This is a genomic window from Actinopolymorpha singaporensis (assembly GCF_900104745.1).
Lineage (GTDB): Bacteria > Actinomycetota > Actinomycetes > Propionibacteriales > Actinopolymorphaceae > Actinopolymorpha > Actinopolymorpha singaporensis.
The window spans coordinates 6,022,345-6,045,461 of the sequence record NZ_LT629732.1 but is presented as its reverse complement, the minus strand read 5'-3'; the positions used below and the strand labels follow the sequence as shown (position 1 = coordinate 6,045,461).

Here is a 23,117-nt window from a genome sequence, read left to right as displayed (position 1 = left end):
CGGGCCGGGTCAGCGGCAACCGCAGGCGCCGCCGCAGCAGCCGCCCCCGCTCGGTGGCGCGACCACCGGGCCGGTGCCGGCGCGGCCGGCGAGAGCGACGGTGGACAGCAACTTCACGGTGTCCCCGTGGCCCTGGGGGCAGGGGGTGGGCGAGCCCGACTCGCTCATCGGCAGGGCCCGCTCGAACGTGTCGCCGCAGGTGCGGCAGCGGTACTCGTATCGCGGCACGCGACCAGGGTAGGCGACCGGGCGAGTCGGCGGCACGGGTGAGCAGGTGACAATTGGACCGTGCCCCGCCGCCGCCCGCGCCCCCGTCGCCCCGAGCCCCCGCAGCGGCCGCTGTTCGGCGGTCACCAGCAGGTGGAGGAGTGGCCCGACGGCGATTGGGTGGTTCGCAAGCTCACCGGCTCGACCAGCACGAAGCCGTACCGCTGTCCCGGTTGCGACCAGTTGATCCCGCCCGCCACGCCGCACGTGGTGGCGTGGCCGGTCGACCCTGCGTCGTTCGTCGGCACCGGCCTGGACGAACGCCGGCACTGGCACAACGGCTGCTGGCGGGCCCGCGACCGGCGACGGCGCCGCTGAGCCACTCGCCTCCCGGCACCCCACCCCGGGCGCCCCAGCGTGAAACCCGTCCTGGCCCGGAGACGACAATCGGGGGGTGACCAGTTCCGCCGAAACCCCCGCCGAGACCGCCGGCCAGGGCTCCGCCCAGAGCGCCGACCAGGCTGAGGGCACTGCCCGGCCGATCCGGGCCAACAGCGTCCTCCCGGCCAGGCGTACCCCCCTCGCCCTGGAAACCGCCGACGGGCTGACCCTGGTCGGCGAGGTCGCACAGCCGCTGGACCGCGCACCGACCGCGACGCTGGTCTGCGTCCACCCGCTGCCGACCCACGGCGGAATGATGGACAGTCACATCTATCGCAAGGCCGCCTACCGGCTGCCCGCACTGGCCGGGCTCGCGGTCGTGCGGTTCAACACCCGCGGCACCCGCAGCGTCCAGGGCGTGAGCGAGGGGGAGTTCGACGGCGGGAGCGCCGAGCGGTTCGACGTGGCGGCCGCGCTGGAGTACGCCGAGTTCGCCGACCTGCCCAGGATCTGGCTGGTGGGGTGGTCGTTCGGCTCGGACCTGGTTCTGATGCACGGCTGCGACCCGGAGGTGGAGGGCGCGATCCTGCTGTCGCCGTCGCTGCGGTTCTCCCGGCCCGAGCACCTCGCGCTGTGGGCGGACTCCGGCAAGCCGCTCACCGCGCTCGTACCGGAGTTCGACGACTACCTGCGGCCGGCGGAGGCACGCGAGCGGTTCGCGGCTGTTCCGCAGGCGGAGGTGATCGGCATCGACGGCGGCAAGCACCTGTGGGTCGGAGACGCCGAGCGGATCCTGGACGAGATCGTCGCCCGGGTGGCGCCCGAGGTAGGGCCGTTGCCGACGACTTGGACGGGCCCGATGGAGTACGCCGACGCCAGCGCCTACGCGGACCGGACCGTGGCCGCCTTCGCCGACGTTCCCGTACCCGGCGACCTGACGTCGGAGGGATGACCGCGAAGCGGCGCGTACGCCGATGATTCGCCGTGGCGGCTCCGGCGCGTCGCCGTGCTGACACAGTCGGACCCGATCATGGTGGACAACCCTCGACCCCGCCTGCAGACTGGCCGGGTTTGGCCAACCTGCCCCCGACTTCATGTCTTCGGGGCATACAGGTCGACTCCATAAACTGGGCGGCGATGAGCACCAATTCGAATCCGGCGCAGCCTCCGGCCGCCGGGCAGCCCGATCCTTCCCGTCCCCTTCGCGTCGGCGTCGTCGGCCTCGGCTTCGCCGGGCAGGCCGCCCTCAAGGGCTACCTAGCCCTGCCAGACGTCGAGGTCGTCGCCCTTGCCGGGCTCGAGGCCGACCGCCTCGCCGAGCTCGGCAAGGAGCACTCGATCCCCTATCTGTACGAGCGCTGGCAGGACCTGATCGCGCGCGACGACATCGACGCGGTGAGCGTGGCCACCCCCACCCACCTGCACGCGCCGATCTCGATCGCCGCCCTCGAGGCCGGCAAGCACGTTCTGTGCGAGAAGCCGCTGGCCCGCTCCGGTGAGGAGGCGCAGACCATCGTCGACGCGGCCACCAAGGCCAACCGCGTCCTCAAGGTGTGCTTCAACCACCGCGAGCGCGGCGACGTCGCGATCCTCAAGCAGCAGCTCGACGCCGGTCAGCTCGGCCGCGTCTACTACGCCAAGGCGCACTGGATGCGGCGCAACGGCATCCCCGGCATGGGCAGCTGGTTCACCAACCGCGAGATGGCCGGCGGCGGCCCGCTCATCGACCTCGGTGTGCACATGCTCGACATGGCGCTGTACCTCCTCGGCGAGCCGCGGGTGCTGTCCGCGAGCGCGTCGACCTTCTCCGAGCTGGGACCGCGTGGGCTCGGCGGTTCGCAGTACGCCGCCAAGCAGACGGTGGGGTCGGCGTACGAGGTGGAAGACCTCGCCACCGCGTTCCTGCGGCTGGAGGGCGGCGGCGTCCTGCAGCTGGAGACCAGCTGGGCGACGTTCCGCAAGCCCGGCGACGACTTCGGTGTCTCGCTGTACGGCACCGACGGCGGCGCCGAGATCGGCGTGGAGAACTACGCCTCCGAGGACACGCTCCGTATCTACACCGACGTGGCCGGAGCGCCCGCCGAGGTCCGTCCGCGGGTCGTCCGTGGTGAGGGGCACCGTGCGGTCGTACGGGACTTCGTCGGCGTCATCCGTAACGGAGACTGGTCGGCACACGCCGGCCGCGACGGCCTGGCCCGCGCCCGCATCATCGACGCGTGCTACCTGTCGTCGCTGGAGGGCCGCGAGGTCCCGGTGGTGGAGGCCTGAGCGACGGGTCCGTCCCGTTCGCCCTCACCACACCAGGGTCACAGGCCACCAGTCTGGACCGGCCCGTACAGAGCTTTCCGAACCGACTTACAGGGAGTTACCACATGAGCGTGTCCCCGATCCGGGTGACAGTCTGGGGCGAGAACGTCCACGAGCAGCGGGACGCCTCGGTCAAGGAGATCTACCCCGACGGCATGCACGGCGCGATCGCCGACGGGATCGCCAAGCACCTCGGTGAGAACGTCGTCGTCCGCACCGCCACCCTGCAGGAGCCCGAGCACGGGCTGACCGCCGAGGTGCTCGCGCAGACCGACGTGCTGACCTGGTGGGGCCACGCCGCCCACGGTGAGGTGTCCGACGAGGTTGTCGACCGGGTGCACGAGGCGGTGCTCGGCGGCATGGGGATCCTGGTCCTGCACTCGGGCCACTTCTCCAAGATCTTCCGCAAGCTGATGGGCACCACCTGCTCGCTGGACTGGCGCAGCGAGAACGACCGGGAGATGGTCTGGACCGTCGCGCCCGACCACCCGATCGCGGTGGGCGTGCCCAACCCCATCCTGATCCCGGCGCAGGAGATGTACGGCGAGTACTTCGACATCCCGCAGCCGGACGAGCTGGTGTTCATCAGCTCGTTCTCCGGCGGCGAGGTGTTCCGCAGCGGTTGTGCGTACCGCCGCGGCCGTGGCCGGGTGTTCTACTTCAGCCCCGGCGACCAGGAGTACCCCGTCTACCACCACCCGGACATCCAGCGGGTGCTGGCCAACGCGGTCACCTGGGCGGCCCCGAGCGGTACCGAGCGGATCACGCCGTTCGTGTCCCGTCGCCCGACCGGCTGGTACGAGTCCGGCGAGACCCTGCCGACCGCGGACCCGCGCCTCGCGCAGTCCTGACCGGCGGGCGGTGAACGACGAAGCTCCCCGGCATCTCGAAGCACTGAGATGCCGGGGAGCTTTCGCGTCGGTGGGTGCCCTGCCCCGCCGGAGTCCGGGCCTGGACGGCCCTGGCTAGGCATCCTCGAGCCGGGGGTGCAGCACCTCGCGGATGAGCAGCAGGATGGCGGCCGCGGTGGGCACCGCGAGCAGTGCGCCGACGATGCCCAGCAGCGAGCCGCCGACCATGGCGGCGACGACGATGACCGTGCCGGGCACCTTCACCGAGCGCTGCATGATCCGTGGGTAGATCAGGTAGTTCTCGATCTGCTGGTAGATGACGTAGTAGATGATGCAGGCGATCCCGATCTTCACGTCGGTGAGCAGGCCGACCGAGGTGGCGACCACCGCCGAGACGGCGCCGCCGATCAACGGGATCAGGCCGAGGATCGCCACCACGATCGCCAGCGCGAGGGCGTACTCGCTCAGCCCCACGATCATGAAGAACACGAACGACGCGGACGCCGCGATCGCCGCCACCGCCAGCTGCCCGCCGACGTAGCTGCCGACCCGGGCGAGAATCTCGTCGCCGAGCATGCTCACGCGGTCCCGGCGGGAGCGGGGGACCAGCTTGTAGAGGGCGGTCTTCGTGGTCGGCAGCGAGCCGAGGAAGTACAGCGTGAGCACCAGGATCGTGAACGCGCCGAACAACGTGCTGGCCACGATCCGGCTGGCTCCCACCACGCCGCCGAACAGCCGCTCGGCCAGCCCGCCGCTGGTGATGTAGTCCTGGACCTTCTTGGTGACCTGGTACTGGTCGTCCAGCGACTGGAGGTTGGGGTTGTTGCGCAGCGTGGTGAACCAGTCGGGTACCTGGTTGATCAACAGCGTGACCTGTTTGGTCACCACCGGCACGATCGCCAGGCCGATCAGGGCGAAGACCACCACCAGGCAGAGGAAGACCAGGGCGACCGCGACGCCACGGCTGATCCGCCGCCGGACGAACCACTCGACCGCGGGGTTGAGCCCGACGGCGAGATAGAGGGACACCACCAGGAGCACGATCACGCTGCTGGCCGAGGCCAGCAGGTTGAACAGTTGCCAGGCCAGCAGGGCGCCGAGGGCACCGAAGAAGCCGAGATAGAACGGTGAACGCCGGCTGATCCGTGGCCCCGGCCGGCCGAACCTCGCCCCCCTGCCGTCTCCGTCGTCCTCGCCGTCCGGCTGGATGTCCGGCCCGAGCTCGCCCTGGCGCCGCGCGGAGGCGCCCGCGCCGGGCTGCGCCCCGAGGTCGGAGACCTTCCCGGAGCCGACTTCGGCGCCCGGGCCGGCGGGCAGGGTGGCGGTCGAGGCGGCCGGCGTCGGGCCACGGTCGCGGCCCGCCTCGGGGGCTGCGCCAGGGGTCGAGGCCGGGCCGCCGTTCGTGGCCGAGTCACCGTTCGTTGCCGGGTGGTCACGCCCTGGGGACCCGGACGCCTGACCGCCGTCGCCGGCTCCGGGCCGGGACCCGCCCGGCGCGTTCTGCTCACCCATGTCGCCTCCGACCATGCCGGGGGCTCCAGGTGTGTCCTGCCCGGCGTACGCCAGTGCAGGTTCTCACGACCGCCCCGGCTTTGCACCTGTCCTGCCGCGCCCGGTCGGCGCGACTCCTCGGCAGCCGACCGCCCGGCGGCGAACCGGCCCGAGATCAGGCCTCCGGGCGTCAGGACTCGGTGGAGGCCCCGCCGGTGCCGGGCCGGTTGCTCTCCGGGGAGTTCTTCCCCGCCTGCGCGGCCGACCCACTGGTCGCGCCGACCGGTGCCGGCCGCTGCTGGTCGGGGACGTTGGCGCCGGAGATCGGGTGGACGTTGTCCTTGAGCCGGGTGAGGCTCTCGATCAGCTCGTCGCGCTGGCGGTGGAGGTTGGCGATCTGGCGTTCGGCCGCCGTGGTCTCCTCACGCGCCCGGGCCTGCGCGTCCCGCACGATGCGTTCGGCCTCCGCGCGCGCCTCCCTGCGGATCTGCTCGGCCTCGCGGCGGGAGCGGGCCAGCACCTGGGCCACCCGGTCGTTCGCGGCACGCAGGCGTTCCTCGGTGCGCTGGTCGCTGTCCTGCGCGCGCTTCTCGGCGTCCCGTAGCAACTGCTCGGCGTGGCTGGTGTTGCGGTGCGCATCGGCGGTGGCCGCGGTGTACACCGCCGCGGCCTCGCGCTGGGCTTGTTCCAGAACCCCGGCCACGGCGTTGCGGCGCTCGGCGACCTCGCGTTCGACGGCCGCGCGCTTCTCGGCCACCTCCTGGTCGGCGGTGGCCCGAAGTTCGGCCACCTCCCGCTCGGCGGTGTCTCGGAGCTCGGCCACCTCGCGCTCGGCGGTGGCGCGCAGCTCGGCCACCTCCCGCGCCGCGGTGGTGCGCAGCTCGGTCACCTCGCGCTCGGCGGTGGCGCGCAGCGCTGTGACCTCCCGCCTGGCGGTGGTGCGCAGCTCCTTCGTCTCCCGCTCGGCGGTCGACCGGAGTTCGGTCACCTCCTGGTCCGCGCGGCCGCGCAGCTCGGTGACCTCCCGCTCGGCGGTCGCGAGCATGGCGGCCACCTCGTGCTCGGCACCCTGCCGGCGCGTCTTGAGCTGGTGGTCGAGGTCACGCAACTGGCGGTTGGCGTTGTCGGTGGCGTGCCGGAGGATCTCCTCGCGCCGCTTCTGTGCGGCCTTGATGATGCGCTCGGCCTCCTCGTCGGAGGCGTTGCGGATCTTCTCCGTCTCCTCCGCCACCCGCCGGCGCAGCTCCGACGCCGCCCGCTCGGCGTCGTCGGTGAGCCGCCGCGCCTCCGCCTCCGCCTCGGCCCGGATGTCGGCCGCCGCGTCGTCGGCGCGGGTCTCCACGTCGAGGGCCTGTTCCTCCGACAGCCGCAGGATCTCCTGTGCCCGCCGCCCGAGCTTGGCCCAGGTGGGCTCACCGGCGTCCTCGAGGGCACGCCTGGTCAGCGCGAGATCTCGTTGGAGCTCACCGAGGGACCGGTCACGTTCGTCGAGGGCGGAGTCGAGCTGTGCGACCACCTCATCGACTTCCTGCCGGTCGTAACCGAGGAGGACGGTGGTGAACGTGCCGACCTTGCGACCATTCTCCAGTAGGGAAAGGCCTTCGTCCGGCTCAGACATCTGCGCTCCTCACAGCGTCGGTGGAACTCCCCCTATGGTGCCCGGCCCGGCAGACACCCGCTACGACGGGACCACCGACTGGTGCCGGCCGGTGCGGCGACGAACCCTAGCCGGTGACCGCGCGTGTCAGCCACCTGGACAGGCCGCAAAAACGCACGACACGATCCGCGCCACGACCTCCGTCCAGCCCCGTCCGGTGAACCCCTCCACCGCACCTGGTGCGCCGCGAGCAGGGCACCTCCACAACCTTGGCACGCGACAGTGTCCCCGTGGATGCCTGTGACCAGGATTCTCAGATTTCTACGGAACTGTTAAGGATTCGGTCTAGCGCGCCCCGCCTGGGAGCGGGATCCCTCCTGGACGGACTCCCGGCCCGGCCACGGGGTTGCCTACCGGTCCGTGTCCCGGTCCGTCTCCGCGGGCGAGTCCGACGTGCTCTCGGCGCCCTCCGGCGCGGCCTGGACGAGCTCGACGAGGAAGCCGCCGGCCGCCTTCGGATGGATGAAGTTGACCCGCGTCCCCGCGGTGCCCCGCCGCGGTTGGTCGTACAGAAGTTCCACTCCGCGCGACCGCAGCGTCGCGGCGGCCTCCGCCAGGTCGTCCACGGAGTAGGCCACCTGGTGAAGGCCCTCGCCGCGGGAGGCGAGGAAGCGGCCCACGGGGGAGTCGTCCCGCAGGGGAGCGATCAGTTGGAGCTGGGGGCCGGACGTACCCACCTCGAGCATCGCCTCGCGCACGCCCTGTTCCTCGTTGGTCTCGATGTGCGCGAGCCGCATTCCGAACGTCTGCTCGTACCACGAGATCGCCGCGTCCAGGTCGCGGACGGCGACGCCCACGTGGTCGATCGAGCCGAACAACGGGGGGACCGGCGGGGTGGCCGGCCGTGGAGCGGAGGTCTCGTCGGGCATGTCACCCATCCTCCGCCATCGCCGGCCCGGCCGGTCCCAGGCCCGCCGACGAACCGGGACGAGCAGACCTCGCCCGCGTAGGGTGGGTTCGTGGAAACCGTCATCGTCAGCGGCGCGCGCACCCCCATGGGGCGCCTGCTCGGCTCGCTCAGGGACTTCTCCGCCGTGGACCTCGGCGGGATCGCGATCAAGGCCGCCCTCGACCGCTCCGGCGTATCACCGGACCAGGTGCAGTACGTCGTGATGGGCCACGTACTGCAGGCCGGCGCCGGCCAGCTGACCGCCCGCCAGGCCGCGGTGAAGGCCGGCATCCCGATGACCGTCCCGGCGATCACGGTCAACAAGGTGTGCCTGTCCGGCCTGGACGCGATCGCGCTCGCCGACCAGCTCATCCGGCTCGGCGAGTTCGACATCGTGGTGGCCGGCGGCATGGAGTCGATGACGAACGCCCCCCACGTGCTGCCGCGCTCACGGACCGGAGTGAAGTACGGCAACGCCCGGCTCGTGGACTCCATGGAGCACGACGGGCTGTGGGACGCCTACACCGAGGCGCCCATGGGAGTACTGACCGACCGGCGCAACGCCGAGCTGGGGCTGACCCGGGAGGAGCAGGACGTCTTCGCCGCTCGCTCCCACCAGCGGGCCGCGGCCGCCGCGAAGGACGGCATCTTCGAGGCGGAGATCGCCCCGGTCGAAGTGCCGCAGCGTCGGGGTGAGCCGCTGGTGGTCACCGCCGACGAGGGCATCCGCCCGGACACCACGGCCGACCGGCTGGCCGGGCTCTCGCCGGCGTTCACACCCGAGGGTTCGATCACGGCCGGTTCCTCCTCCCCGATCTCCGACGGCGCGTGCGCGGTCGTCGTCGCCGGCAAGGCGGTGGCCGAACGCCTGGGGCTGCGCTGGATCGCCGAGATCGGTGCGCACGGCACCGTGGCCGGGCCGGACTCCTCGCTGCACTCCCAGCCGGCCGCGGCGATCCGGTCCGCCTGCGCCAAGGAGGGGATCACCCCCGCCGACCTGGACCTGATCGAGATCAACGAGGCGTTCGCGGCCGTCGCCGTGCACTCGGTGCGCGAACTCGGCGTCGACGAGGAACGCGTCAACGTGCACGGCGGAGCGATCGCGCTCGGCCACCCGCTCGGCATGTCGGGTGCCCGGCTCGTCCTGCACCTCGCGCTGGAGCTCGACCGCCGTGGCGGCGGGGTCGGCGCGGCCGCCCTGTGCGGCGGTGGTGGTCAGGGCGACGCGCTGGTCGTCCGGGCCGCCGGCGGATCCCGGTGAGCGAGCCCGCCCCGGATGCCGAAGCCGGCGGGGCAGCCGGGCATCACACGGCCGACCGGCGCCGGCGTTCGGTCCCCGATCTGGTCGAGCGCGCACGGGCAGGTGACCCGCGGGCGGTCGGTCGGCTGATCTCCATGGTGGAGGACGCCTCGCCCGACCTGCGCGAGGTGGCCGCCACACTCGCTCCGTACGCCGGGAAGGCCCGGATCGTCGGTATCACCGGCGCGCCGGGGGTCGGCAAGTCGACCTGCACCTCCGCCCTGGTGGCTGCCTACCGTCGGCAGGGCCTGCGCGTGGGTGTGCTGGCCGTCGACCCGACGTCGCCCTTCTCCGGGGGTGCACTGCTCGGCGACCGGGTCCGGATGCAGGACCACGCCACCGACCCCGAGGTGTTCATCCGCTCGATGGCCACCCGAGGACACCTCGGCGGGCTGGCCTGGGCCACACCGCAGGCGGTTCGCGTCCTCGACGCGGCCGGCTGCGCGGTGATCCTGGTGGAGACGGTGGGAGTGGGCCAGTCCGAGGTCGAGGTCGCCGGGCTCGCCGACACCACCGTCGTCCTTCTCGCGCCCGGTATGGGCGACGCCGTGCAGGTCGCCAAGGCGGGACTGCTGGAGGTCGGCGACGTCTACGTCGTCAACAAGGCCGACCGCGAGGGCGCCGAACGCGTTCGCCGCGATCTGCGCAACATGCTCGCGCTGGGGACCTGGCCCGAGGGGGCCTGGAAGCCGCCGATCGTGTTGAGCGTGGCGACCACCGGTGAGGGCGTCGACGCCGTGGTGGACGCGGTGCACCGGCACCACACGGACGGCGAGAACACCGGCGAACTCGCCCGTCGCCGGGTCCGGCGGGCCCGCGCGGAGGTCGAGGCGCTGGCGCTGGCCGACCTGCGTGCCCGCCTGGACCGACTGCCCCGCGACCACCGCCTGGACGCCGTGGCAGCCCGGGTCGCGGAAGGTGATCTCGATCCGTACCGCGCGGCCGACGAACTGGTCGGCCAGATGCTCGGTGACCAGCCGTCACAGATCGGCGACCCCAACGGGGGTGCCACGGCGGCGAGATCTCGCTAACATCGTCCGCGATGCCCGTTTGGTCAGACCTTTTGGCCGTCTGAGCCCGCGGCGTGGACAAGTGTGCCGTGCCCCATTTGCCTTCCGGTCGAAACCACTTAGAGTTCATGCTGGGCTACAACACGCGAAGGCCGCAGGGGAGCCCGACGAGGGAGGAGTACGGTCGTGACAGCCGGTACTAAGAAAGTGGTCACCTGGCTTGTGATCGCGTTTCTGGCGTTCTATCTGGTGACCAGGCCGGATAACGCTGCTGGCGCCGTCCGTGGGGCGGGCGCCTTGATTGGACAGGGCTTTCAGGCCCTCATCCAGTTCTTCAGTTCCGTGTTCGCGTGACCGGACCCGTTCGATGGGTCAGGCACAGCTTCGCTGACCCGAAGATCGTGCGGCACCTTCTCGCCGACGAGGGCGAGGTGGTCGTCGATGAGGTACGCCACCACTGGGTGGTCTTCATCATTCCGGTACTCGAGTGTGTCGGCGCGCTGCTGTTGCTGGGGGCGATGCTCAACCTCCCCGTCAACCTGGCATGGGTGCCGTTCATCGCCGCGCTCGCGCTGCTTGCTCACGCAGGTTCACGTGCGCTGATCGAACACATGGACAGATTCGTCATCACCAACATGCGGGTGTTCCGGGTGAGCGGGGTCATGACCAAGAAGATCGCCACGACCCCGATCATGCGGATCCTCGACATCACCGTGGACAAGCCGTTCGTCGGACGGATCCTCGGATACGGGCACTTCATCTTCGAGAACGCCGCGCAGGAGCAGGGGCTGCGCATCATCAAGTTCGTCGGCAAACCCGACCAGCGTGACCTCACGATCCAACGGCTCCTGCAGCGTTCCGGTCTGCGGGCCACCGCCAAGGAGGATGAGGGCGACGGTTCGAGTTCGACGATCGTGAAGGCACCGGCTGGCGCCCGGCCCCGCGCCAACCATCCGCGCCGCCCCGGCCCGCCCACCGCGCGCCGGTTCCCGCGCTGACGGCCGCGCCGGCGTTCCGCCGACCGAACGCCGCGCCGGCTCCTTTCGGGTCCCCGACCCTCTTCGGGTATGTTCCGGCCTTCTCCGGCCCGCCTCTCAGCCGGCACGGCCTCGCGCCGGACTTCTGCCCGGTTTCGCCCGGTGTGGTCGCTCCTGCGCCCGCCGTGGCCGCGCTCACCAGTCCGGCCACTCCCAGCCGTAGTGGGTATGCTCGCGAGGTCATCGCGACGGGTGGATGAACGATGAGACAACGCTCAGTGATCGACACTCACGTCGGAACAACCATCTGTCACCACTCGTCTATCGTCAGGTTGACCGACCAGGGACACCTGGCACCTGGGTATCGGCACGCCATCACACCAGTACCGCCGATGTCCACCCGCACCGAGAGGAGCCGGCTGGTCAATGTATGGCCGAGTCTCCGAGCCGCACCGAGACGAGTCCCGCCGCGACCAGCGGAGTCGCGAGGAGTCCCCGGACGCCGAGCTCACCACCACTCCGTCCCGTGCCGACGAGATCGTCCGTCCGGTTCTGCGTTTCCCGGTGCTGGCGGCCCTGCTGCTCGTCGGCGTCGTGGCGATCCTGCTCGACCTGGCGCGCGGCGGACCCCTGCTCCGGCTGGACGAGTTCGTCGCCCACATCTGGAAGTTCAAGGGACCGTACGAGTACGCCTACGCAGATGCGGTCGACCGGATCGGCCAGCGGCTCATCTGTCTGCCGCTGTTGTTCGGCGTGGCGTACTACCTCAGTCGCCGTATCCGCAGCATCCGACCGTTGGTCATCGCGGTGGGCGCCACCCTCGGACTGAACTTCACGATCGGCGTCATCAAGCTCGCCAGCGGCCGGGAGAGTCCGCGTACCGGCGGCCCCGCGTTGTTCACCGGTGACAACGTGCTCTTCCCGTCCGGCCACACCGCCAACGTGATCTTCGTGTACGGACTGGTCGTGGCGCTGCTGGTGCGGTACGGCAACGTCAGCAAGCACCGGCGATGGCTGCTGATCGGACTGGTCGCGGCGGCCGAGGTGCTGATGACGGTGATCTCGGTCTACCGGCACACGCACTGGTTCAGCGACCTGGTCGCGGGCACGATGGTCGGCGGCGCGGTGCTGCAGGTGTCGTTGCTGGCAGACCTCCACTGGAACGAGGTGCGCCGATGGCTACGCCGGTTGGCGGGCCCGACCTGGGTGGCCGTCGAGTGGGCGGTCGGGCTGATCCGGCCGCGGGTCGTCCCTCCGACGAAGGCGGTCGCACGGCGGGTGCACACCACCAGCACCGATCCGCGTCTGTCCGGCTCCCGCTCTGGCTCCCGCTCTGGCTCCCGCTCTGGCTCCCGCTCCGACGATCGGCGCGATCCCCGGCCGGGCCCGCGGCCCGCCGCCCCAGCCGGCGTGCGAACCGGCGCCCAGCCGGATGATCGGTCCGGCGGGCGCACCGACCCTGCCGAAGCCGGAACCTCCAGGACCGCCCGGCCCGACTAGGCCCGACCAGGCCGACCATGGCTCGACAGGGCCGGCCGGAGGGTCAGGTCCGGACCGGTTCCCGGGGACATGCGGCTCGCCTGTTACGTTCGCTTTCATGGCGAAGAGGCGGCCCCTACCGTTCGACCCCGTCCAGGAGGCGGCACGCCAGTGGGCACACCACTTCGGCGCGGACGCGGCTGTCGAGCCGATGCGGGCGGTCACCTCCCTGATGCGGGTGCAGCAGATCGTGCTCTCCCGGCTGGACGAGATCCTGCGGCGCTACGACCTGACCTTCGCGAGGTACGAGGCGCTCGTGTTGTTGACGTTCACCCGTACCGGCGCTCTGCCGCTGGGGAAGATGGGCGAACGGCTCCAGGTGCACCCCACCTCGGTGACCTCGATCGTGCGGCGGCTCGAACGCGACGGACTGGTACGGCGTACGCCTCATCCGGAGGATGGCCGCGGCGTGCTGGCCGAGGTGACCGACGAGGGGCGCGAGGTGGTCAAGGCGACCACCAAGGACCTGGTAGGGATGAGGTTCGGATTCGACGCGCTCGACGACGAGAGCCTGGCCACGGTGCACGAACTGCTCACGCGGGTGCGCCGCGAGGCCGGCGACTTCCTCACCTGAGCCCGTCGAGCGGACCGACCCTGAGACGGCCCGTCGTCTGAGGGGACGTAACCTCCCGAACCCCTTACCGGCTGCGGATAGTTGGACATCCTACTATCGTGGCAGTGGCGCCTCACGAGGGCGGCCACGTCAGTCGGGAGGACCTATGCGGGCCGAAGACATCGAGGCGGGCCGGCGCCGGTGGCAGCAGCGTTACGACGCGGCGGCCGGACGGGGCAAGCCGGGCGGGCCCGGCGAGGGCAAGCCGGGCGAGGGTGGCGAAACGCGCGACCAGCACGACCGCTCACGCCGTACGACACTGTCCGGGATGGAGGTGGACCCGGTCTACGGCCCGCCACCGGACGCGGACGATCCCCGGTTCGAGCGGATCGGCTGGCCCGGCGAGTACCCCTTCACCCGCGGCCTGTATCCCACCGGCTACCGCGGCCGCACCTGGACCATCCGGCAGTTCGCAGGCTTCGGCAACGCCAGGCAGACCAACGAGCGCTACCGCATGATCCTCGCCGCGGGCGGTGGGGGACTGTCCGTGGCGTTCGACATGCCGACGCTGATGGGCCGCGACTCCGACGACCCGCGCTCGCTCGGCGAAGTGGGTCACTGCGGCGTGGCGATCGACTCCGCCGCCGACATGGAAGTGCTGTTCGACCGCATTCCGCTGGGCGAGGTCACCACGTCGATGACCATCTCCGGCCCGGCGATTCCGATCTTCTGCATGTACCTCGTCGCGGCCGAGCGCCAGGGCGTGGACATCGCCACCCTCAACGGCACGCTGCAGACCGACATCTTCAAGGAGTACATCGCGCAGAAGGAGTGGCTGTTCGCGCCGCAGCCGCACCTGCGGCTGATCGGCGACCTGATGGAGTTCTGCTCCAAGGAGATCCCGGCGTACAAGCCGCTGTCGGTGTCCGGCTACCACATCCGCGAGGCCGGCTCGACCGCCGCGCAGGAGCTCGCGTACACGCTGGCGGACGGGTTCGCCTACGTCGAACTGGGCCTGTCGCGGGGGCTGGACGTCGACGTCTTCGCTCCCGGTCTGTCGTTCTTCTTCGACAGCCATCTGGACTTCTTCGAGGAGATCGCGAAGTTCCGGGCGGCCCGGCGGATCTGGGCGCGGTGGATGCGGGAGGTGTACGGCGCGAAGACCGACCGCGCGGCCTGGTTGCGTTTCCACACCCAGACCGCGGGCGTCTCGCTCACTGCCCAGCAGCCGTACAACAACATCGTCCGGACGGCGGTGGAGGCACTCGCAGCGGTGCTCGGCGGAACCAACTCCCTGCACACGAACGCGTTCGACGAGACGCTCGCGTTGCCGTCGGAGCAGTCCGCGGAGGTGGCGCTGCGCACCCAGCAGGTCCTGCTGGAGGAGACGGGCGTGGCCAACGTCGCCGACCCGCTGGGCGGTTCGTGGTACGTCGAGGCGCTGACGGATCGGATGGAGGCCGAGGCGGAGGAGGTGTTCGCCCGGATAAGGGAGCTGAGCGACGACGGCACGATCACCGCCGGGCTGCTGCGCGGAATCGACGACGGGTACTTCACCGGGGAGATCGCCGAGGCGGCGTTCGACTACCAGCAGGCGCTGGAAACCGGTGAGAAGAAGATCGTCGGCGTCAACGCGCACACCAGTACGGTCAGTGGCCCGGTGGAGATCCTGCGGGTGAGCCACGAGGTCGAGGCCGAGCAGTGCCGCGTGCTCGGCGAGCGGCGCCGGTCCCGTTCGCAAGCTGAGGTTGACGCCGCGCTGCGGAAGCTGGCGGAGGTCGCCCGCACCGAACAGAACATGGTGCCGGTGATCCTGGCCGCTGCCCGGGCGGAGGCGACGCTGGGCGAGATCTGCGGCGTACTCAAGGACGAGTGGGGCGACTACCGCGAGCCGGCGCGGTTCTGACGACGGGCCGTGAACCGGCTTTCCGAGCCTGGCCGCGAAGGATCGGGTCGGTTTGACGGGCCACCCGCGCGTCGGTGAGATGGAGTCATGACCGATCTTGGTGGTGGCAACGCGCACGAGCCGGTGTGGCTCGGCGTCGACCTCGGCACCCAGGGCGTTCGGGTGGTGGCCGCGACGGCCACCGGGTCGGTGGTGGCGAAGGCCATGGCACCGCTGCGCAGCACCCGTGATGGCGTCCATCACGAACAGGATCCCCAGGAGTGGTGGTTGGCGTTCGTGCGCGCCGCGGGTGAAGTGGGCGGGCAGGTCGCCGGGCGGCCGGTGGAGGGCCTGTCGGTGTGCAGTACGTCCGGGACGGTGCTGTTCGTCGAGGAGGTGCCCGGCGACCCGGCCCGGCCGGTGACGCCCGCGCTGATGTACGACGACGGACGGGCCGGGGAGCAGGCCGCCCGGCTCGCCGCCGACCCGGCCCCGGGATGGTCGGCGGCGGGCGCGCGTCCGCAGGCGTCGTGGGGGCTGGCGAAGGCGCTGTGGTTGCTGGCGGAGTACGACGTGCCGGAGTCTGCGCGACTGGCCCATCAGGCCGACGTGGTGACCGCACGGCTGGCCGGGTCGGCCGTTGCCACCGACTGGAGCCACGCCCTGAAGAGTGGCGTCGACCTGGTGCGAACCGACTGGCCGTACGACGTGCTCGACCGGCACGGGTTGCCCGCCAAGCGGCTTCCCCCGGTGGTGGCGCCCGGAGCACCGATCGGCGAGGTGGGCGCGCGGGCGGCCGAGCTCACCGGCATCCCCGCCGGAACACCGATCCTCGCCGGCCTCACCGACGGGTGTGCGGCCCAGGTCGCGTCGGGTGCACTTGCCCCGGGCGCGTGGAACTTCGTGCTGGGTACGACGCTGGTCCTCAAGGGCACGACCACCGAGCCGGTGCACGACCCGAGTGGTGCGGTCTATTCCCATCGCAGCCCGGACGGTGGCTGGTGGCCGGGTGGTGCGTCCAGTGCGGGCGCCGGCGTGCTGGCGCGGGAGTTTCCCGGCGCCGACCTCGAGGCGCTGGACGCGGCGGCGGAGGCGTTCGAGCCGGCGGGTGTGCTGGCGTATCCCCTTGTGGGCAAGGGGGAACGCTTCCCGGTCGCCCGCCCGGACGCGACCGGTTTCCTGACCGGCAACCCGTCGGATCCGGCGGAACGCTACGCGGCCTATCTGCAGGGTGTGGCGTTCGTGGAGCGGCTGTGCCTCGAGCACGTGCAGCGTCTGGGCGCTTCGGTCGGTCCGGTGGTGACGCTGACGGGCGGCGGTGCGCGGAGCTCGTACTGGCCGAGGCTGCACGCGGACGTCCTCGACCGGGAGATAGTGGTGCCGGAGGTGACCGACGGTGCGTTCGGGATGGCGGTCGTCGCGGCCGCGCCGGCGCACGGCTCGCTCGCGGGCGCGGCCGCCGCGATGGTCCGCGAACGCGTGCGACATGTGCCGCGCCCGCAGGCGGTCGAACGGTTCGGCGAGGCGTACGGCCGCTGGCTGGACGAACTCGGCTCCCGCGGTTGGAACTAGTGCTTCTCGGTCAGCGAAGGCCCTGGTGTGCGGACCACATCGCACCGGCGCGGTCGGCTGCCCCGGCGATCAGGTTCGCCAGCTCCGGCCGGTCGGGGACCGAGAACGACACGTAGTTGCCCCGGCCGCCGGCGGTGGGACGACCGTAGGCCTTTGCGGCGAGGTGCCCGCTGGGGAGCAGTCGCACGTTGAGGGTGGTCAGCGTGAACTCCTCACCGCGCCGGTTGTCGGTCCAGCGCAACGCTTCCGGGACCGTGACGTTGATCGCCAGAGCGCCTATCTCGATGTCCCTGTCGATGTCCCTGTCGATGTGGTCACCGCTCATGGAGGCATGTTCGCACGGCCGCGACGCCTCGGGTGAGCCTGACCTGTGGGTTCAGTTCACGCACAGGCAGAACGGGTGCCCGGCCGCGTCGAGGAACACCCGGAAGGTCGTTCCGGGCTGGTGGTCGTGCTTGGTGGCGCCGATACCGAGGACGGCTGTCTCGGCGGAGTCGAGGTCGTCGACGATCACGTCCAGGTGCATCTGCTGGGGCACCTCCTGGGCGGGCCACGCCGGCGGGGTGTAGGCCTCGACCTGCTGGAAGGAGATGCACTGGCCGTACTCGGCGCGGATCTCGGCCCAGTCTTCGGAGATGTCGACCTTCCAGTCCAGTAGCTTGCCGTAGAAGGTGGCGAGAGCGCCCGGGTCGGGGCAGTCGATGACGATGCTCGGGAAGCGTGCGATAGCCATGGCCTGGATGGTACGGAGCGTCCCGGACGATCCGCGTCCTGGTTGCGGTCAGGTGGACTCGGTATCAGGTGGACTCGGTATCAGGTGGACTCGGTATCAGGTGGGCTCGGTTTCAGGTGGATCGGCTTTGACGGTGGGCTCGGGCTTTCACGGTGGCCATGGCGCCTGTAGTCGTCACGGCCGGCGTACTTTCTGCTGCGGGTCCACCCATTCGGGTGGGGTGTATTCGGGGTGGCCGTGGTTGCCCATGCGCACTTGCCAGCCTTTGTGGTGGACGTAGGCGTGGTGCGTTTTGCACAGCAGTACTCCGTTGGCGAGGTCGGTGGGGCCGAACTGCTCCCAGGCGGTCATGTGGTGCGCGATGCAGCGGCGTTCGGGGACGTGGCAGCCGGGGAAGTGGCAGTGGCTTCCGTCGCGGATGGCGAGGGCTCGTCGTTGTGGTTCGGTGAAGAACCGGTCTGCCGTTCCGATGTCGAGGATTTCGCCGTTGCCGCCGAGGACGACGGGGATGATGTTGGCGTCGCAGGCCATGCGGCGGATGGTGGCGACGGAGAGTGGTTCTCCGCGCAGGCGGAGGATGCGGGCCGATCCGCCGCCGCCGCACTTGGTGCAGCCGTCGTGGGGATCGAGTTGGTTGTTGGAGTCGTTGGCAGCGTCCGGCCTCGTCGCATCGTCTCCCCGGTCGGAGTCGGCGCAGGCGTCGTCCATCTCCCCGAGGCACCGTTCCTCGGGTTCGGCGTTTGCTTCCGGATGGGCCTTGGTCAGGCCCGTTCCGGTTGCGGTGTTCTGTTGTGGCTGTTGCCGGGGTTCTCGCCGTCCGGCTATTCGCTCCCCAACAGCGGCCGGATGGGTTGAGTCGGCCAGCTCGGCGGAGTCGGGCGGCCGATTGTCGTTGTCTGGTTGACCTTTCCGGCCAGTGGTCGTGGTGTCGGTGCCAGCCTTGCTCGGATCGACGCCTCCGGCTGGCCCAGCGGTCTCGCGAAGGTCCCTCGTCGCGTCCGGGGTGGGGACACGGCTACGAGTCCCGGCTTCACGCTGGGTGTCACCGGTGCCTTCGCCGGACTTGTTCTTGGTGGGCTTGAAGTTGGGGGTGCCCGTCGTGCCAGCGGTATCCGTGCCGCCGTCGCTCTGCGCGCCGTCGCTCTGCTTCCCGTCGCTTTGTTTCCGGTTCTTTCGCTTGGCCTGTCGTGTGGCGTCGGGGGTTTGGCAGCCGCAGGGCATGGGGCGGACGGGGGTGGTGTCGTCGATGGCGCCGAACCCGGTGCCTTGTAGGAGCTGGTCGAGTCCGATGGTGACGGTCACGCAGTCGCGTCCACGGCCACGGTTCGGCGACGCCTGCCACTCAGCCATCCTCGCCACGAGTTCGGCGAACGCGTCCCCACGCTTTTGGTCCAGGGGGCGTTCGTCGGGTTCGGCGCGGGTATCTGCGGCGATCAGCCCTTCGATGATCTTGCGGAGAGCTTCCATCTCCAGCACCGGCAGCTTGACGATCATGGTTTCGGACCCGGGGATCCCGTTCGGCAGGTATTTCAGGGAGCGTCTGCGTTCGGCGGCGCGTTCGGCGGCGTCGAGTTCCTCTCCGAGCCGCCGTTCCCATTCCTCCGGGGCGAGCACCAGCAGCAGGTGCCGCCCCAGCAGCCGCACATCGTCAGGGTTACGCCGCCGGGATTCGTCGATCAGGTACTCCTCACCCTGCACCCGTTGTTCCAGGCTGATCCATCGGGGCAGGTCCTTGATCGCGGCGGCGATCACCTGCGCATGCCGAAACGACACCTCACCCCGCGCCAACGCCCGCGCCGTAAGCGTCACCGTACGGTCCAGGTCCCGCGCCAGCGCCACCGCCGCGTAGGCGTCCCTCCTGCCCATCCGCAAGGAGTTCCGCAGCCACACAGCGGTGGTCGCCGCACCGGTCGCCTTCCCGACCTCGCGCGCCTCGGCCTGGCGGACCCAGCCCAGAGTGAGCGCGTCCGACCGCGCCTTCTCGGTCTCCAGCTCACCGATCAGCTCCCCCAACTCACCCACCTCCACGAACGTGGTCGGCGTCGCCAGGGCCTCGTCCAACCCGGCACGGATCGCCGCCAGCGCAGCCCTCAACCGGGCGACCGCACCACCACCACCGCTGCCACCGCTGCCACCGCTGCCGGGAAGATCCTGCTCTGCCGAACGCATGTTCGAAGCCTAATGACCGTGAATGACACCAAGACCGTTGTCCACAAGGAGAGCCCGATGCGACGCCGGCCCGACACCTGTGGACAAAAAGCTGGCCCCGGTCCGCGGGTCAGATGTCCCTGGTCGCCGATCGGAGGGCGCCACAGGGATCTGCCAGCCGAGCTCCGGGGTCCGGATCGGGCGGTCACAGCCCGGACGCGGCAGCCCGGACGCGGCAGCCGGATCCGGGAGCAGCGGGTGCCCGGTCCTGCCTCCGAGGCAACTCCGAGGCCCTGTCCTCTCGGGTGCCGCGCCCTCGTCTATCGTCGAGCCCGTGACCCAAGATCGCCCCCCGGCTCCCCGTTCCGGTCCGATCACGGTGTTCTTCGTGCGCCACGGTGAGACGCCCATGCACGCGGAGAACCGCTACGTCGGCCGGACCGACGCGCCACTGACCGAGCGTGGCCAGGCCCAGGCGGCCGATCTGGGGGAGTGGGCGTCCGCGGCGCGACTAACGGCCGTGGCGTCCTCCACGCTGCGCCGGGCAAGGGAAACCGCCGAGCCGGCCGCCCGCAAGGCGGGGTTGACACCGCTCCTGGACGAGCGGCTGGTCGAGCTCGACTTCGGCGCCGCCGAAGGGCTTTCCGCTGCCGAGATGCGGGAACGGTTTCCGCGTGAGCGTGCGGCGTTCGAGGCTGACCCGTACGACAATCCCCTGCCGGACGGGGAAGCTCCGGCGGCGGCGCTCGCCCGCGGCCGGGCCGCACTGGACGAACTCGCCGACGGTTCTCACGGCGACCGTGTGCTCGTCGTCGCACACGGCACATTGCTGCGCATCGTCGCCTGCGACCTGCTCGGTATCCCTCCTCGTACCTACCGCACAGTGCTGCCGGTCATCCGCAACGCCAGCGGCGCCGTACTCCGTCGCGACCGGGCAGGACACTGGGGCCTGGTCGCCTGGAACCCGCCCCTGGCCGCCGGGACCGACACCTGGTGACACCCGCACCGGCCGGGACTGAGTCCCCCGCAGGCCTTGCCGGCCGCAGAAGGTCGCACCCGGTAACTGGCCGAAGGCGGTCGGTGTGGCTTGACCCGCCGGACACCGAGGTCACAAGGTGAGGCGGTCCGATCACGCCGCGAGGTGATCTCGGCGTGCGCCGAACCTGCACTGGGGGCTGCCATGACCGAGCCGACCGGCCCGAAGCGTTGGGGTCGCCGTGAAGTCCTCCGGCTCGCGGGAGCGGGCGTCGGCGCCGGGCTGCTCGGGTCGGCGGGCCTGACCGGGTGTGGCTTCGGCTCACTGTCGAACAACGGCGGTGAGGACTCGGCGGCGAAGAAGGTCTCCGGCGGCTTCGACTGGAAGAAGCACAAGGGGACCACCCTGCGGCTGCTGATGAACAAGCATCCCTACACCGACGCGCTGAAGGCGCACCGCGGGGAGTTCCAGGACAAGACCGGCATCAAGCTCGCCATCGACGAGTTCCCCGAGTCCAACTACTTCGACAAGGTGACCCTGGAACTCAAGTCCAGGCAGGGGAACTACGACGCGTTCATGCTGGGCGCCTACATGGTCTGGCAGTACGGCCCGCCCGGCTACCTCGAGGACCTCGGCCCCTGGATGCACAACTCCTCGGCCACCCACGCGGAGTTCGAGCCCGACGACTTCTTCCCCAACCTGATCAAGGCCGGGCAGTGGAACTTCGTCAACGGCGCGCCGCTCGGTGGGAAGCAGCAGTGGATGCTGCCCTGGGGGTTCGAGACCAACACCGTGTGCTACCGCAGCGACGTCTTCGCCAAGCTCGGCCTCAAGCCCGCGGAGAGTTTCGACGACCTCACCGAACTCGCCCGGACGCTGAAGGCGAAGGCGCCCGGAGCGGGGTTCGACGGGATGTACGGCATCGCCGTGCGAGGCTCGCGGGAGTGGGCGACGATCCACCCCGGCTTCATGACGATGTACTCCCGTGAGGGCCTGAAGGACTTCAAGGTCGAGGGCAAGAAGCTCGTCCCCACCATGAACTCTCCCGAGGCAGTGGACTTCACCAGCAGGTGGGCGAAGATGGTGCGGGACGCCGGACCGTCGGGATGGACGTCGTACACGTGGTACCAGGCGTCCAGCGACCTCGGTGCCGGCAAGGCGGCGATGCTGTTCGACGCCGACACCGCGTCGTACTTCCAGAACGTCGACACACCGGCCGCGGGCAAGCTGGCCTGGCACCCGGGCCCGAAGGGCAAGGACGGTTCGCTGGCCACCAACATGTGGATCTGGTCGCTGGCCATGAACTCCTCGTCGAAGAAGAAGCCGGCCGCCTGGTGGTTCCTGCAGTGGGCCACATCCAAGGAACACCTGCTGTGGGCGGGCACGAAGCAACAGCACATTGACGCGGTACGCCGGTCCGTGGCCGACAACTCGGCGTACAAGGATCGGCTGAAGGCGGTGCCGGGCTTCCTGGACACGTTCCAGACCGTCATCGACCAGACGAAGATCCAGTTCACCCCGCAGCGGAACTTCTTCGACGCCACCACCTCGTGGGCCGCCGCCCTGCAGGAGATCTACGGCGGAGCCGACGCGAAGGCGACCCTGGACAAACTGGCGAAGGATCTCGAGCCCCGGGTCAACGGCTGATGGGCGCGACCGGGGCGGGAGCCGTCACCGCCGCGACGGTGACGCCGAGGTGGCGGCGCCGGCTGCGGCCCTACCTCCTCGCCACCCCCGCGGTGCTGCTGTGTGCCGGGATCCTGTATCCGTTCTTCGTCGGTGTCGCGTACACGGTGTACAACTTCTCCGACGCCAACCGCGAACCCAGCTTCGTGGGACTGAACAACTTCGCCGACATCCTCGGCAGCGACACGTTGTGGCACTCGGCTCGCGTGACGGTCGCGTTCGCGGTCGCGGCCACGACCGTGGAGACGGTGCTCGGCGTGGGAGTGGCGCTGCTGCTGCACCGCTCCAGCCTGCTGGGCCGGTTGCTGGAACGCCTGCTCATCGTGCCGTTGATGGTGGCGCCGATCATCGCCGCCATCATGTGGAAACTGATCCTGCTCCCGGAGGTGGGCTGGGTCCGGCCGATCCTGGCGGCGGTGGGGGTGCACGGCTACCGCGGCACCGACGGAGCGGGCGCGGCCTTCTTCTGGTCGGTGGTCGTGGACGCCTGGCTGTACACGCCGTTCGTGGCGATCCTCGCGCTCGCGGGGCTGCGCTCGCTGCCGAGATCGCCGTTCGAGGCGGCGGCGGTGGACGGTGCCAACTGGTGGTTGACATTTCGCCGGCTCACCCTGCCGATGCTGTGGCCGTACGTCCTCGTCGCTGTCATCTTCCGGTTCATGGACTGCCTGAAGGTCTTCGACATCATCTACGGGCTCACTGCCGGCGGTCCCGGTGACGCGACCACGACGCTGCAGATCAACGCGTATCTCGAGGCGATCACCTACGCCCGCTACAGCCGGGGCATGACGTTCATGCTGATCCTCTGGGTGGTGGTGTACGCGATCTCGTTCGTCCTCGTTCGCTACCTGAGCCGGGTCCAGAACCGCGCCGCAGGGGTGTCGATCGGGACGCCGGCGAGTGCGCCGACAGGAGCATCGCCGAGTACGGCGGCACGGGCGGAGGTGGGGTGACG

The 23,117-nt window shown here is 70.5% G+C and carries 22 protein-coding genes; 15 read left to right on the top strand and 7 right to left on the bottom strand.

The window, feature by feature from the left end; genetic code table 11:
- Window positions 1-9 precede the first annotated feature (9 nt).
- A complete protein-coding gene (locus BLU27_RS27045) occupies window positions 10-228 on the bottom strand; it encodes an FmdB family zinc ribbon protein (protein ID WP_092656434.1) in 219 nt (72 codons plus the stop codon).
- Window positions 229-288: 60 nt separating this feature from the next.
- On the opposite strand from BLU27_RS27045, the gene BLU27_RS27040 reads away from it, so the two are divergent.
- From BLU27_RS27040 to BLU27_RS27025, 4 genes are all read left to right on the top strand, one after another.
- On the top strand, window positions 289-585 hold the full coding sequence (locus BLU27_RS27040) for a hypothetical protein (RefSeq protein ID WP_092656433.1): 297 nt from the start codon (window positions 289-291) through the stop codon (window positions 583-585).
- A 76-nt stretch (window positions 586-661) separates the two neighbouring features.
- Window positions 662-1,540 (top strand): alpha/beta hydrolase, encoded by an 879-nt coding sequence (locus tag BLU27_RS27035; RefSeq protein ID WP_241827666.1) that lies wholly within the window; start codon window positions 662-664, stop codon window positions 1,538-1,540.
- A gap of 185 nt (window positions 1,541-1,725) precedes the next feature.
- Entirely contained in the window at window positions 1,726-2,856 is a 1,131-nt protein-coding gene (locus BLU27_RS27030) for a Gfo/Idh/MocA family protein (RefSeq protein WP_092656431.1), read from the top strand.
- A 104-nt stretch (window positions 2,857-2,960) separates the two neighbouring features.
- Window positions 2,961-3,746 (top strand): ThuA domain-containing protein, encoded by a 786-nt coding sequence (locus tag BLU27_RS27025; protein WP_092656429.1) that lies wholly within the window; start codon window positions 2,961-2,963, stop codon window positions 3,744-3,746.
- A 114-nt stretch (window positions 3,747-3,860) separates the two neighbouring features.
- Here the strand turns inward: BLU27_RS27025 and BLU27_RS27020 are convergent, their stop codons facing one another.
- The 3 genes from BLU27_RS27020 to mce all read right to left on the bottom strand — a co-directional run bounded on the left by BLU27_RS27020 (window position 3,861) and on the right by mce (window position 7,763).
- Window positions 3,861-5,258: an AI-2E family transporter gene (locus tag BLU27_RS27020; RefSeq protein ID WP_197681595.1), complete on the bottom strand. Its 1,398-nt coding sequence runs from the start codon at window positions 5,256-5,258 to the stop codon at window positions 3,861-3,863.
- A 169-nt stretch (window positions 5,259-5,427) separates the two neighbouring features.
- Window positions 5,428-6,855 carry a DivIVA domain-containing protein gene (locus BLU27_RS27015; RefSeq protein WP_092656427.1) on the bottom strand — a complete coding sequence of 476 codons (1,428 nt, stop codon included), beginning with the start codon at window positions 6,853-6,855 and terminating at the stop codon, window positions 5,428-5,430.
- Window positions 6,856-7,244: 389 nt separating this feature from the next.
- The gene (gene mce / locus BLU27_RS27010; RefSeq protein WP_092656425.1) at window positions 7,245-7,763 is read right to left on the bottom strand and encodes a methylmalonyl-CoA epimerase; all 519 of its coding nucleotides are present in this window, start codon (window positions 7,761-7,763) and stop codon (window positions 7,245-7,247) included.
- Between the two features lie 90 nt (window positions 7,764-7,853).
- Here mce and BLU27_RS27005 point away from each other — a divergent pair, with 90 nt between their 5' ends.
- The 8 genes from BLU27_RS27005 (at window position 7,854) to BLU27_RS26975 (ending at window position 16,619) form a co-directional block, all read left to right on the top strand.
- Entirely contained in the window at window positions 7,854-9,044 is a 1,191-nt protein-coding gene (locus BLU27_RS27005) for an acetyl-CoA C-acetyltransferase (RefSeq protein ID WP_092656423.1), read from the top strand.
- Window positions 9,041-10,114, top strand: a complete 1,074-nt coding sequence (meaB, locus tag BLU27_RS27000) for a methylmalonyl Co-A mutase-associated GTPase MeaB (RefSeq protein ID WP_422386067.1) — start codon at window positions 9,041-9,043, stop codon at window positions 10,112-10,114. The genes BLU27_RS27005 and meaB overlap by 4 nt, the downstream gene beginning before the upstream one ends.
- Window positions 10,115-10,279: 165 nt before the next feature.
- Window positions 10,280-10,447, top strand: coding sequence for a hypothetical protein (locus BLU27_RS29660; RefSeq protein WP_172805048.1), 168 nt, complete (start codon window positions 10,280-10,282; stop codon window positions 10,445-10,447).
- Window positions 10,444-11,091 (top strand): PH domain-containing protein, encoded by a 648-nt coding sequence (locus tag BLU27_RS26995; protein WP_092656422.1) that lies wholly within the window; start codon window positions 10,444-10,446, stop codon window positions 11,089-11,091. Before BLU27_RS29660 ends, BLU27_RS26995 begins: the two co-directional genes overlap by 4 nt.
- 405 nt (window positions 11,092-11,496) lie before the next feature.
- Complete coding sequence (locus BLU27_RS26990; protein ID WP_092656420.1) at window positions 11,497-12,570, top strand: phosphatase PAP2 family protein; 1,074 nt, start codon at window positions 11,497-11,499, stop codon at window positions 12,568-12,570.
- 97 nt (window positions 12,571-12,667) lie between these two features.
- Window positions 12,668-13,183 (top strand): MarR family winged helix-turn-helix transcriptional regulator, encoded by a 516-nt coding sequence (locus tag BLU27_RS26985; protein WP_092656418.1) that lies wholly within the window; start codon window positions 12,668-12,670, stop codon window positions 13,181-13,183.
- Window positions 13,184-13,328: 145 nt separating this feature from the next.
- Window positions 13,329-15,068, top strand: a complete 1,740-nt coding sequence (locus BLU27_RS26980; protein WP_092656416.1) for a coenzyme B12-dependent isobutyryl-CoA mutase large subunit — start codon at window positions 13,329-13,331, stop codon at window positions 15,066-15,068.
- Window positions 15,069-15,155: 87 nt separating this feature from the next.
- On the top strand, window positions 15,156-16,619 hold the full coding sequence (locus BLU27_RS26975) for an FGGY-family carbohydrate kinase (RefSeq protein WP_092656414.1): 1,464 nt from the start codon (window positions 15,156-15,158) through the stop codon (window positions 16,617-16,619).
- Between the two features lie 10 nt (window positions 16,620-16,629).
- Here the strand turns inward: BLU27_RS26975 and BLU27_RS26970 are convergent, their stop codons facing one another.
- The 3 genes from BLU27_RS26970 to BLU27_RS26960 form a co-directional block, all read right to left on the bottom strand.
- The gene (locus tag BLU27_RS26970) at window positions 16,630-16,944 is read right to left on the bottom strand and encodes a hypothetical protein (RefSeq protein ID WP_241827665.1); all 315 of its coding nucleotides are present in this window, start codon (window positions 16,942-16,944) and stop codon (window positions 16,630-16,632) included.
- Between the two features lie 51 nt (window positions 16,945-16,995).
- The gene (locus BLU27_RS26965; RefSeq protein WP_092656412.1) at window positions 16,996-17,352 is read right to left on the bottom strand and encodes a VOC family protein; all 357 of its coding nucleotides are present in this window, start codon (window positions 17,350-17,352) and stop codon (window positions 16,996-16,998) included.
- A 174-nt stretch (window positions 17,353-17,526) separates the two neighbouring features.
- Window positions 17,527-19,521 carry an HNH endonuclease signature motif containing protein gene (locus BLU27_RS26960; RefSeq protein WP_092656410.1) on the bottom strand — a complete coding sequence of 665 codons (1,995 nt, stop codon included), beginning with the start codon at window positions 19,519-19,521 and terminating at the stop codon, window positions 17,527-17,529.
- A 313-nt stretch (window positions 19,522-19,834) separates the two neighbouring features.
- On the opposite strand from BLU27_RS26960, the gene BLU27_RS26955 reads away from it, so the two are divergent.
- The 3 genes from BLU27_RS26955 (at window position 19,835) to BLU27_RS26945 (ending at window position 23,115) form a co-directional block, all read left to right on the top strand.
- Window positions 19,835-20,497, top strand: coding sequence for a histidine phosphatase family protein (locus tag BLU27_RS26955; protein ID WP_197681594.1), 663 nt, complete (start codon window positions 19,835-19,837; stop codon window positions 20,495-20,497).
- Window positions 20,498-20,680: 183 nt separating this feature from the next.
- On the top strand, window positions 20,681-22,123 hold the full coding sequence (locus BLU27_RS26950) for an extracellular solute-binding protein (RefSeq protein ID WP_092656406.1): 1,443 nt from the start codon (window positions 20,681-20,683) through the stop codon (window positions 22,121-22,123).
- The gene (locus tag BLU27_RS26945) at window positions 22,123-23,115 is read left to right on the top strand and encodes a carbohydrate ABC transporter permease (protein ID WP_092656404.1); all 993 of its coding nucleotides are present in this window, start codon (window positions 22,123-22,125) and stop codon (window positions 23,113-23,115) included. The genes BLU27_RS26950 and BLU27_RS26945 overlap by 1 nt, the downstream gene beginning before the upstream one ends.
- Window positions 23,116-23,117: the final 2 nt, after the last annotated feature.